Source organism: Bifidobacterium sp. MSK.13.1, from assembly GCF_019131435.1.
GTDB classification, from domain to species: domain Bacteria; phylum Actinomycetota; class Actinomycetes; order Actinomycetales; family Bifidobacteriaceae; genus Bifidobacterium; species Bifidobacterium pseudocatenulatum.
Genome location: NZ_JAHOMM010000007.1, coordinates 52,546 through 64,539 on the forward strand (window position 1 = coordinate 52,546; position 11,994 = coordinate 64,539).

The following is an 11,994-nucleotide window of genomic DNA, read 5'->3' on the forward strand; positions in this document are numbered from 1 at the left end:
CAACCAAGGAGTACCTATGAGCAACGAAAACGACGACGCCACCCAGCTGGGTTCCATTGGGCGCCATATGAGCAAGCCGCAACAGCCCGGCAATCCGCAGGCACGCCCCGCATTCCAAGCTCCAAGCCTGCCGACGCATCCGCAGGAACAGGACGGAGACGAAGAGGGCACGGTACTCAGCACGCATAACGCAACCCACTACGCCGCCAACACGTTCGACGCCGACGAGGAGGGCACGGTACTCAGCACGCATAACGCAACTCCTTCCAGGCCGACGAGGCCTACGGTTCCAATGGCGCAGCCCATGCAGGCGCAACCGACGCAATCCGCTCCAACACAACAGCCGCTACCACAATCGCAATCGGCTCCCGTAATGGCAACGCGCCAATTCCCGCAGACTACGGCACCAAGCGTCAAGCCTGCGCAGCCGGCCATGGCTTCTTCCATGATGTCCGCGCCGCAGGCCGACATCACCGAATTCCATGAACTGTTCGCCCAACTGGTCGGCAACGTCTCCCAAGTCGTGGTCGGCAAGGAACAGCCGATCCGCCAATGCGCCACCGCCATGATCGTCGGTGGCCACATTCTGCTCGAAGACAATCCGGGGACCGGCAAAACGCAGCTGGCCCGCGGCCTCGCCAACTCCATCGACATGTCGTTCAAACGTATCCAGTTCACTCCGGATCTGCTGCCGTCCGACGTGGTCGGCGTAACCTACTACGACCAGAAGAACGGCGAATTCGAATACCGCGAAGGTCCGATTTTCGCATCCATCGTGCTCGCCGACGAAATCAACCGAGCCTCGCCAAAAACGCAGTCCGCACTGCTCGAGGTCATGGAAGAGCAGAAAGTCACCGTCGACGGCGAAACCCATGCGGTACCGCAGCCGTTCATGGTCATCGCCACTCAGAACCCCATCGAGCAACTCGGCACCTACAAACTGCCTGAGGCGCAGATGGACCGTTTCCTCATCAAAACAACCATCGGCTATCCGAGCCATGACGTAAGCGTGAACATCCTCAAGCAGGTCAACGTCACCGACCGTGCCTCCACCGTACATGCGGTGCTCACCGGCAACGACGTGCTGCGCATGCGCGCCATCAGCGAAACCGTGCGTCTCGACGACGCGATCATCGAATACATCGTGCGCTTGGTGGAAGCGACCCGTCACAACGAACGCATCCAAGTCGGATCGTCCATGCGAGGCGCGCTCGCACTGACCCGATGCGCCCGCGTGTGGGCCGCGTCCAGCAATCGCGGATACGTGGTGCCCGACGATGTGAAGCAACTGGCCGTCGCCGTGCTCGCACACCGCATCACGCTCACCGCGGAGGCCACATTCGCGGGATCCACCCCCGAACAGATGATCGAACAGATCCTCAATGAAGTGCCTTCACCGACCGTGGGCGCCACCGCCTGAAACACACGGCGCAGCCAGCCGCGTACGGCACGGCACACGCAAAGCGCACACCCCACACGAAACGTTCGTAAACCCCCGAAAGGTCAAGCATGCGACAATCCAAAACCATGCAGCGCAGGAGAACCATGCAACGATCCCTGCGACGCATCAAGCATCGCATCAAACGACTGGTCACCTCATACGTGTCGCCGCTCGGATGGGCCGTGACCGGACTCGCCATCGCCTCACTCATAGCGTTCACAATCCTCAGCTGGCATGAACTGCTGACCATGGCGATCGTGTTCGCATGCATGATGGTCGCCGCCATCATGCTGTCGCTCGGCAACACGTCGTTCACCGCCACCATAGACGTGTCCAGCAGGCGCGTCACCGTGTCAGACACGGTGAAAGTCGATGTGTGCGTCGACAATCCAGGGCGCACGCCAACCACATCAGCACGCGGCGACCTGCCCATCGGAGACAGCCACGAACGATTCTCCATCCCCATGCTCGCCGCCGGCCAATCACGCCAAACCACCGTGGAATTCACCGCCGTCTCCCGCGCGGTACTGCCGGTCGGCCCCCTGTCCATACGCAAAGGCGACCCATTCGGACTCGTACGACACGAAAAGAAACTTGTCGACCAAATCAACGTGTTCATCCACCCGAAAACCGTTATGCTGAACACACTCAACGCCGGAATTCCGCGAGATCTCGAAGGCCAGCCAAGCGGCGAAATCGTCGACGACGACCTCGATTTCTACGGACTGCGTGAATACGAGCCAGGCGACGACGTACGCAACGTGCACTGGCTCAGCTCCGCAAAAACAGGCGCACTGATGATCCGTCAATACGAGGCGACCCGACGCACCGACACCGCATTGACCATCAGCGTGAACCCCGACGACTATGTGAGCTCCGACGAATTCGAACTGGCGGTATCCGTCCATGCCTCCATCGGCGTGCAATGCCTGCTCCAAAACCGACCGGTGACCTCACACGCGGGAACCGAACACATCATGCCACGCAACTCCACGGAATTCCTTGACGGCTGCAGCGCCATCTCCCCCGATATCAGCGACAATCCGAATCTGGCGCAAACCACCCTCGCCCATGCCCCCGACTCATCGTTCTACTACATCACCGTCGGCAGGCTCAAAAACATCGACGAAATCAAACACATGGCGCTCACACTCCCCCGATCCGCAACCTGCGTGGTACTGCAAACCGCCATCGGACAGCCACGCGCCATCAAACGATACGCCGATTTCACCCTGGCGACCGTAGGAAACCTAGACGATCTCCCAATGATCATGGGGGTACTGGAATGAGCACCACAGGACTTTCCACCCGCAACACCAACACCGGCGACACCGGCCGCACCACCGGATTCGGCAACACCTTCACCGGAACCGGCACCGGCTCATGGGCCGACTCCACACACTCCGTCATCTGGATGTCACGAGACGGCAAATCACAGGCACTCCCCTACCTACGCCGGACACGCGCCTCGCAATACGCAAGCCTGCTCGTCGCAGCCCTACTCACCCTCGCCGCCGCCAGCAACCTCATCGACGTCTACGGATCGGCCACATCCTGGGCGCTCGCCGCCATTCCGGCCACCATCATCGGATCTCTCGTGGCGCTCGCAGGCACGGTTCCGGCACTTCGTCTCTGGTGGCAGATGCTGTTCATGGCCGTCGCCCAGCTGGTTGTCGGCCCTGTACTGTTCCTCAACGACACCACCATCGCCCATATTGTTCCGACCTTGCGCACGCTTACACAAGGCTGGATGAACATGCTCGGATCGTTCAAATTCATTCTGTCGGTCGAACCTCCTACCGGTACCGCCGATGGCTGTTTGCTGGCCGTATGGACCATCTGCCTGTGGTTCGCGCTACTGACCGGCATTTTCGCAGTGACTGAAGATGGCCGATTCACCATGATCGCCATTATTCCCGTTACCGCCAATCTTGCGATTTGCGCGCTGCTCGGCTCATCTTCCGGCTATTACCGCATGTTCGTAGGCACCATAATGGCGCTCATATTGGTGATTTGGATCAGCGCACGTTGGAAATTACTGGAATTGGGACGTTGGCTCAGTTCCGTCGTGATCGTGGTGCTTTCCGTCGCATTGGCGATTGGAGGATGCCTCGTCGTCGATCAGGACCGCACCATTCTGCGCGACCATTATGATCCGCCGCTTAGCCCGTACAATTACACCAGTCCGTTAAGCGGCATGCGCTCGTACATTACAAACAGTAAGGACGATGTGCTCCTCACCGTCGAAAACCTGCCCGCTGGATCAAGCGTGCGACTAGCGGTCATGGACCGTTTCGACGGCAACGTATGGAATCTGTCCGACTCCACCATGTCGTCGGACTCCTCCAATTACCGACGTGTCGGCACCTCCATCACCAACAATGCCGAAGGCAAGAAATTCACCGCCACATTCACCGTGGACAAAGGACTCAGCGACTACTGGCTGCCCATGGCCGGAGCCGCATCCAGCGTGACATTCGACAACAGCGAAAACTCCGACTTGTTCTACTACAACAGCGACACCATGTCGGCCATCTACCCCTCACGCACCTCCGAGGGTCTCACCTACACGGAAACCGGCATCATGCCAACGGTTCCCACCGACAAACAGATCGCCAAAACAGACGCGGCCGCCATCAGCCAGCCAAAAGCCGAAGATGTGCCCGACTGCGTAGACAAACTCGCCACAGCCATCGCCGGAGGCCAATCCAAAGGCGGCGAAGCGGCCCAGGCCTTAGCCGAAAAGCTCAAAGAATCCGGTTGGTTCTCACACGGATTAAGCGGCGACTACCCGTCAACCGCAGGCCACGGCAACTACCGCATCGACCAACTGCTCGCCGGAACGGCCATGGTCGGAGACAGTGAACAATACGCCTCCGCCATGGCATTGATGGCACGCAGCCTAGGTCTTCCCAGCCGTGTGGTACTCGGATTCCTGCCAAAAGACGACGAAGGTGAAATCAGCGAAAGCCGCACCGAAGAACAAGGAACAACCACCATCACGAAATTCACCGGCAACGACGTGACCGCATGGGTGGAAATCAAACTGGACTGCTACGGTTGGGTGGCGTTCTATCCAACGCCAAAGGAAACCAAAGTCCCCGACGAAAACCAGAACCTCACCCCACCGAATCCGCAAACCCTGGTACGCCAGCCCCCGGTACCACTCACCGACCCGCTACGCGACGACACCCAGGCCAAAGGCAAGTCCTCAATCGGCGGAAGCATGGCCGACGAAACCTCAGCCAACCTGTTCTGGCAGCATTTCGGCAGAATCGCAAGAAAAGTAGCCATCTACGGAAGCCCTCTATGGACGCTGCTCATCATATGCGGTCTCCTGCTCGCCATCAAAGCGATCGCACTGGCACGATCAAGAAAACACGGCAGCACGCAGCAGCGTGTGGCAGCCGGCTGGCAATCGGTCGCCGCGCTCGCACGGCAAAGCGGACTCGACATTCGAGGCACACGCAGCGAACAGGCGGTTTCGATCGCGAATCAGATGGATATTTCCCGCGAGACCTTGCTCGCTTTGGGCGCGCAAGCCGATTACGCGGCCTTCTCCGGTAATTTCGTCAACGAAGAGCATGTGCAGCAGTATTGGCGCGATATTGTACAGGAACGCAAGTACATGCTCAAGTCATTGCCGACGTTACGCCGATGGCGTGCCAAACTTTCGCTTGCCGGCGTTTTCCACTTCCGCAGCAACCGTAGCGGGCGGAACAACGGCAGCGATCGGAAGCACAATCGTAAGAAAGGACGGGACTCATGATCTTCCGTAGCATCGAGGCCGGCCTGAATAGCAATGTCGGGTGCAAAAGAAAAAACAACCAAGACAACGCTCTCGCCAGCCGTGGCGTATATGTCGTATGCGATGGCATGGGCGGCGGCAAAGGCGGCGAGCGGGCCAGCGCACAGGTGGCGGCATGTTTCTCGCAGCTTGCCGAACAGCCGTCGCGCAACCGTACGTCCATCGAACATGCGTTGAGCCAATCGCAGCAACAGGTGCTCGAACTTGGCCAGGAGCTTGGCGGCATCGCCGGAACCACCATCACCGGCGTGGTGCTGCCGACTCGCGTTGAAGATAGCGTGCATGAACAAGCCATCGATGAGTACTGCTACATCATCAATGTCGGAGATTCACGCACCTACCATATGCGCGCCGATGCGGAAGGCCATTGGATGGCGGAGTCGCTGACCCGGATCACACGTGACCATTCCGAACGGCAGAACGCCATCGACACCGGCGAAATGCTACCGGACGAGGCGAACCGATGCATACCGCGCAATATCATCACCCAATGCGTCGGCGCTCCTGACGGCATTCAGCCGGACTGGTATGCGGCGCGCTCCACGGGACGTTTCATCATCTGCTCGGATGGCCTGCACGCGCAGATCGATCGGGAACTGCTCGCCGATGTGGCGGCCGCATATGGCGATCCGCAAGTCGCCGCGGATATGCTGGTGCAGTCCGCGCTCGACGCGGGCGGCAACGACAACGTCACCGTGATTGTGCTTGATATATGCGGCAAATCATCGGATTATTCGGCAAATGACGATTGGAACGTCAGCAAAATCGACGATCACGAGGATATCGGCGATTTACAGGAAAGCACATTGCAAACGTTACGTGCCGTCCAATAATGCGCATGTTCCCGCAATGACAATCGTCAATAATCGGATTTGTCACGTTATATCAGCGTATTCAATACAATATTTACAGAACACGAGATAAGGAGATCATGATGGTCGATTTCGATGCCGCGGTGGCGGCCGTGCAGGATCCGAACGCAGATCCCGTGTTTCTGGCGAAAATCGCTTACGAAAATCCGGAATTCGGCGCGAATGTGGTTGCCAATCCGCGTGCGTACCCAGGCCTGAAGCGTTGGGTCGCCCAGTTCGGCGACGAACGCGCACGACAGCAGCTGGTCGCGATGGGGTGGCCGGTTCCACAGGACGGAATCATGCAGCAGGAGGCCGAGACAGCTTCTGAACAGACGCAATACCAGATGCCAAGCGAACGGGCGCAATACCAGCAGCCGCAGCAATCATCGGAAGTGCAATATCAGGCGCAGTACCAGCCGCCGGCAACCCAGCAATGCCAGCCTGAGCCGTTTGCGGCAACACCTGCATCGAATATGGCGAACGATGCTTCGACGGAATACGTCGACCCATATACCAACCCCGCAGACCTGTCTGAAGTGGCTGATTTTTCGCCGATTCAGCCGCAAGAGCCAGTCGCGTCGAATGCTGGTTTCACCGCAGAATTGGCCATGACCACGGAAGATCAGATGCTGATGGCTGAAATCGCAAGCAAAGCTCCGGAGCTGCACCCCTTCCTTGCGCGCAATCCGCATATCTACCCGGATCTGCTCAACTGGCTTGCCAGTCTCAATGATTCCGCCATCAACGCAGCCATCCGTCTGCGACGGTAACCCTTGGTAGAACTTGGCAAAAGCCCGACGAAAGCCGCCAAACAAGGCCTAATAAGGCCTAATAAAAGCCGCTTGCATTGGTAAGCTTTCGTACCATAATATGTTCGTTGCGCCGTCATCCTCATTTATGGATTGACGACGCAACATGTATCGCGGCGCGAAGGAAATCAGCGCTGTTCGAAAGTGAAGAACTGGTCTCCGATACGCACCGTGCAAGGCGCGTCAAGCTTCATCGGCTTGCGTTCGACCTTGATCTCCTCATTGCCTTGAATGATGTACGTGCCGTTGAGCGAACCGTAATCCTCGATCCACAATACGCCATCCTGATCGAAGCTGATCGCCGCATGATTGCGTGAGATGGTGCGCGTCGGATCCTCCAACTTCACGAATTTCGCACCTTCCGGCACTTCAGCGGAAGGCTTGCGTCCCAGCAGCACACCCATATCGACGATCACTTCCTGGCCGGTCTGCTCGTTGTAAAGCACATACTCCAGCCTCGGCTGCTTCATGGTGAATGCCGAAGAGAGCACCGTGCCATCCCAGTCGATGTCATCATCGTCATTGACCGGTTCGACGTCGGACGGTTCCAGCGCTGCGGCAGCCTGTTCCACCGGCTGTATGTTCGCCGCATACGATTCCGCGGATTCCTGCACATTTTCCAATGCTTGGAATGCTTGGGATTCCGGTGATTCGTATGTTGGCTGCGACTGCGCAGCCTCCGCCATGGCGGGCTCAACGAGAGAAGACATTACTGTGGCATCATCGTCATACCAACCTGGTTCAGGTGGAGGCGGATATGGAAGAAAGCTCATACCTTCATTGTAATTTGCCATGCGATTTTGCGATGAAGATATCCGCTCTGCAATACGTACGGTTCCGCAATAGGCTGACTGTTGTCGTAGGGATCGCAGCAACTGCAGTTCCGCATTAAAAATAGTTCCGCATTAAAAAAAATGGGGATCAGCTGTTTCCAGCCAATCCCCATTCATGTATTGAGATGATTTCAGACGTTATGCCATTCCATCATCGCTTTTCGGATCACAGGGTGTCGCCCAAATCCATCTGACCGCCATTGTCGTCCAGGAAGTCATCCGGATTGAAGTCGTCGCCGAGCTTCAGATCTCCGAAGTCGATGTTCGAGAAGTCGACTTCGGACAGATCGGCGTCGCCGAAGGCGGCATCGGACTCGTCGCCACCCAAACCGAAGTTCGGGTAGATGGTGTCGCGAATGGCCTTGTCAGGCTCGACCACGGCGTTACGGTAACGGGCAAGGCCGGTACCTGCCGGGATGAGCTTACCGATGATGACGTTCTCCTTGAGGCCCTTGAGGTCATCGACCTTCTGGCTCAGAGCGGCTTCGGTAAGCACGCGGGTGGTCTCCTGGAAGGAAGCCGCGGACAGCCAGGAATCGGTTGCCAGCGAGGCCTTGGTGATGCCCATCAGCTCCGGACGACCGGCAGCAGGCTTGCCACCTTCCTTCACGGCCTTCATATTGGCGGCCTTGAAGCGGGCCTGATCCACCAGTTCACCCGGAAGAAGGTCGGTATCGCCGGAATCGATCACCGTGATACGACGCAGCATCTGGTGCACGATGACCTCGATGTGCTTATCGTGGATATCCACGCCCTGGGAGCGGTACACGGTGTGCACTTCCTCCACAATGTTCACCTGGGCAGCACGCGGGCCGAGGATGCGCAGGATCTTCTTAGGATCGACGGAGCCTTCGATCAGCTGGGTGCCGGCTTCGACATGATCGCCGTCCTTGACCATCATCGGGGCGCGACGGGTCACCGGGTAGGCGATCGGCTCGACGGAATCGTCGTCCGGCTTCAGGATGACCTGACGGCCGCGCTCGGTGTCTTCCACCTTGACCACGCCAGCGAACTCTGCGATCGGGGCCTCACCCTTCGGAGTACGGGCTTCGAAAAGCTCGGTAACACGAGGGAGACCCTGGGTGATATCGGATGCGGAAGCAACGCCACCGGAGTGGAAGGAACGCAACGTCAGCTGGGTACCAGGCTCGCCGATGGACTGTGCGGCCACGATGCCAACGGCCTCGCCGACATCCACCAGCTTGTTGGTGGCCAGCGACCAGCCATAGCACTTGGCGCACACGCCGCGCTTGGATTCGCAGGTAAGCACGGAACGGGCCTTGACCTCTTCCACGTCGTGGGCAACAAGATCGTTGAGCACGTCCATGGACAGCGCGTCACCGGCCTTGTACAGCACGGTCTCGCCGTCGGCGGGATCGATCACGTCGGTTGCGAGCAGACGGGAGTACGGACCGCCATCGGCGGCCTTGACCAGATGCAGGTTGCCTTCAGCATCACGCTCGCCGACCTTCATCGTCAGGCCACGCTTGGTGCCGCAATCCTCTTCGCGCACGATTACGTCCTGGGAAACGTCCACCAGACGACGGGTCAGGTAGCCAGACTCTGCGGTACGCAGTGCGGTATCGGCCAGACCCTTACGTGCACCGTGCTGGGAGATGAAGTATTCCAGCACGGACAGGCCGTCACGGTAGTTGGACTTCACCGGTCGAGGAATGATCTCGCCCTTCGGGTTAGCCACGAGGCCTCGCATGCCTGCGATCTGGTTGATCTGCATCATGTTTCCTCGTGCACCGGACTGCACGATGATAGCCAGGTTGTTCTTGGAGTCGAAGTGTTCCTCGACCGCCTCAGAAACCTCGCTGGTGCACTTGGTCCACAGGTCGATGAGTTCCTGACGGCGCTCCTCTTCGGTGAGCATACCGATTTCGTAGTTCTCGTTGACCTTGTCGGCTTCGGCTTCGTACTTCTCGATGTACTCGTCGCGCTCGGACGGCTGGATAACGTCGGAGAACGCGAAGGACACACCGGACCACGGTGCGCGGGTGAAGCCCATATCCTTCAGCGCGTCCAGCGTTGCCGCCACCTGTGCGGTGGAGTAACGGGTTGCGATGTCGTCGACGATCTTGCTCAGACGCTTCTTCGGAGCCTGATCGTTCACGAACGGGTAATCCACCGGCAGCGTGCTGTTGAACAGAATACGGCCATAGGAGGTTGCGAAAAGCACGGAACCATCATGGAAGCGCTCTTCCTTCACCACGGCCGGGCTGCCCGGTTCCGGATCGACGACTTCGATTTCGCTCGGCTCCCAGCCCTTCGGCAGCACAAAGTCTTCCGGAAGGCGGATAAGCACCTTGGCCTGCATGTCGATCTCATGCTTGTCGAGGGCCATTTCGGCCTCTTCCAGCGAGGAGAACACGCGGCCCTGGCCCTTGGCACCGTCGATGACGGTGGTCAGGTAGTACAGACCGAGGATCATATCTTGGCTCGGCATGGTCACGGTGTGGCCGTCAGCCGGCTTCAGAATATTGTCGGAAGCCATCATCAGGGAGCGTGCTTCAGCCTGGGCTTCAGCGGACAGCGGCAGGTGGACTGCCATCTGATCGCCATCGAAGTCGGCGTTGAATGCGGCGCAGGCAAGCGGCGGCAGGTGGATGGCCTTGCCTTCCACCAGAATCGGCTCGAATGCCTGAATACCCAGACGGTGCAACGTAGGTGCACGGTTCAGGAGCACCGGATGCTCGGCGATGACCTCTTCGAGCACGCCCCACACTTCGGAGTCGCCGCGGTCCACGAGACGCTTGGCGCTCTTCATGTTCTGGGCATAGTTGAGATCGACAAGGCGCTTGATGACGAACGGCTTGAACAGCTCGAGGGCCATCGGCTTCGGCAGACCGCACTGGTGCATGCGCAGGGACGGACCGACCACGATCACGGAACGGCCGGAATAATCCACACGCTTACCGAGCAGGTTCTGACGGAAACGACCCTGCTTACCCTTGAGCATGTCGCTCAGGGACTTCAGCGGACGGTTGGAGGCGCCGGTGACCGGGCGGCCACGACGACCGTTGTCGAACAGGGAATCGACGGCTTCCTGCAGCATGCGCTTTTCGTTGTTGAGCATGATTTCAGGAGCGCCGAGCTCGATCAGTCGCTTCAGACGGTTGTTACGGTTGATCACACGACGGTAGAGGTCGTTGAGATCGGAAGTGGCGAAACGGCCACCGTCGAGCTGCACCATCGGGCGCAGATCCGGCGGAATGACCGGAATCACGTCGAGCACCATGGCCTCCGGCTTGTTGCCGGTGGTCAGGAAGGCGTTGACGACCTTCAGTCGCTTCAGGGCGCGGGCCTTGCGTTGGCCGGTACCGGTGTCGATTTCCTCGCGCAGCTGCTTGGAAGCGGCTTCAAGATCGAAGTCCTGCAGGCGCTTCTTAATGGCTTCGGCGCCCATGCAGCCTTCGAAGTAATCGCCGTAGCGGTCTTCCATCTCACGCCACAGGTCGACGTCGCCTTCCATGTCGCCCGGCTTCAGGTTCTTGAAGCGGTCGAACACGGCGCTCAGACGCTGGATCTGCTCGTCGAAACGAACGCGGATGGCGGCCATTTCACGCTCGGCGCTGTTGCGCAGCTTGGCGCGTGCGGAGCCCTTGGCTTCGCCTTCGGCCTCAAGTTCAGCCAGATCGGCTTCGACCTTCTTGGCACGCTCTTCGATTTCCGCGTTGCGGCGCTTCTCCAAGTTGGCGATATCGTTGTCGAACTCGTCCTGCAGACCCGGAAGATCCTCATGACGCTGTTCCTCATCGACGCTGGTGACCATGTAGGCGGCGAAGTAGATGACCTTTTCCAGATCCTTCGGAGCGATGTCCAGCAGGTAGCCCAAACGGGACGGAACACCCTTGAAGAACCAGATGTGGGTCACCGGAGCGGCAAGCTCGATATGGCCCATGCGCTCACGACGAACACGGCTCTTGGTGACTTCCACACCGCAGCGTTCGCAGACGATGCCCTTGAAGCGCACGCGCTTGTACTTGCCGCAGGCGCATTCCCAGTCGCGGGTAGGTCCGAAGATCTGCTCGCCGAACAGGCCGTCTTTCTCCGGCTTCAGGGTACGGTAGTTGATGGTTTCAGGCTTCTTGACCTCGCCGTGGCTCCAGTTACGGATGTCGTCGGCGGTGGCCAGGCCAATCCTCAGTTTGTCAAATGCGTTGACGTCCAGCACTCTATTGTCCTGTCTATCGATTCTTAATGCTTAATCACGTTTCATCAGGCTGGTCGCGCCGCGCTGTCA

Annotated in this window: 7 protein-coding genes; 5 read left to right on the forward strand and 2 right to left on the reverse strand. The window is 58.8% G+C overall.

From position 1 onward, the window contains the following. The first annotated feature begins 16 nt into the window (after positions 1 to 16). The 5 genes from KSY55_RS07420 to KSY55_RS07440 all read left to right on the forward strand — a co-directional run bounded on the left by KSY55_RS07420 (position 17) and on the right by KSY55_RS07440 (position 6,873). Positions 17 to 1,420, forward strand: coding sequence for a MoxR family ATPase (locus KSY55_RS07420; protein WP_072043652.1), 1,404 nt, complete (start codon positions 17 to 19; stop codon positions 1,418 to 1,420). Positions 1,421 to 1,527: 107 nt separating this feature from the next. Further along, a complete protein-coding gene (locus tag KSY55_RS07425) occupies positions 1,528 to 2,730 on the forward strand; it encodes a DUF58 domain-containing protein (protein WP_217749668.1) in 1,203 nt (400 codons plus the stop codon). Further along, positions 2,727 to 5,210 carry a transglutaminase domain-containing protein gene (locus tag KSY55_RS07430; protein WP_217749661.1) on the forward strand — a complete coding sequence of 828 codons (2,484 nt, stop codon included), beginning with the start codon at positions 2,727 to 2,729 and terminating at the stop codon, positions 5,208 to 5,210. Before KSY55_RS07425 ends, KSY55_RS07430 begins: the two co-directional genes overlap by 4 nt. Further along, positions 5,207 to 6,082, forward strand: coding sequence for a PP2C family serine/threonine-protein phosphatase (locus KSY55_RS07435; RefSeq protein WP_117793415.1), 876 nt, complete (start codon positions 5,207 to 5,209; stop codon positions 6,080 to 6,082). The genes KSY55_RS07430 and KSY55_RS07435 overlap by 4 nt, the downstream gene beginning before the upstream one ends. A 98-nt stretch (positions 6,083 to 6,180) precedes the next feature. Next, the gene (locus KSY55_RS07440) at positions 6,181 to 6,873 is read left to right on the forward strand and encodes a hypothetical protein (RefSeq protein ID WP_217749662.1); all 693 of its coding nucleotides are present in this window, start codon (positions 6,181 to 6,183) and stop codon (positions 6,871 to 6,873) included. Between the two features lie 167 nt (positions 6,874 to 7,040). Here KSY55_RS07440 and KSY55_RS07445 read toward each other — a convergent pair whose 3' ends face one another. Then, a complete protein-coding gene (locus KSY55_RS07445) occupies positions 7,041 to 7,685 on the reverse strand; it encodes an FHA domain-containing protein (protein ID WP_217749663.1) in 645 nt (214 codons plus the stop codon). 226 nt (positions 7,686 to 7,911) lie between these two features. Further along, entirely contained in the window at positions 7,912 to 11,925 is a 4,014-nt protein-coding gene (locus KSY55_RS07450) for a DNA-directed RNA polymerase subunit beta' (protein ID WP_004221340.1), read from the reverse strand. Positions 11,926 to 11,994: the final 69 nt, after the last annotated feature.

Excerpts from the sequence above, each read along its gene's own strand:
- KSY55_RS07420 (WP_072043652.1), top strand. The coding sequence starts at position 17 with ATGAGCAACGAAAACGACGACGCCACCCAGCTGGGTTCCATTGGGCGC.
- KSY55_RS07425 (WP_217749668.1), top strand. The coding sequence starts at position 1,528 with ATGCAGCGCAGGAGAACCATGCAACGATCCCTGCGACGCATCAAGCAT.
- KSY55_RS07430 (WP_217749661.1), top strand. The coding sequence starts at position 2,727 with ATGAGCACCACAGGACTTTCCACCCGCAACACCAACACCGGCGACACC.
- KSY55_RS07435 (WP_117793415.1), top strand. The coding sequence starts at position 5,207 with ATGATCTTCCGTAGCATCGAGGCCGGCCTGAATAGCAATGTCGGGTGC.
- KSY55_RS07440 (WP_217749662.1), top strand. The coding sequence starts at position 6,181 with ATGATGGTCGATTTCGATGCCGCGGTGGCGGCCGTGCAGGATCCGAAC.
- KSY55_RS07445 (WP_217749663.1), bottom strand. The coding sequence starts at position 7,685 with ATGAGCTTTCTTCCATATCCGCCTCCACCTGAACCAGGTTGGTATGAC.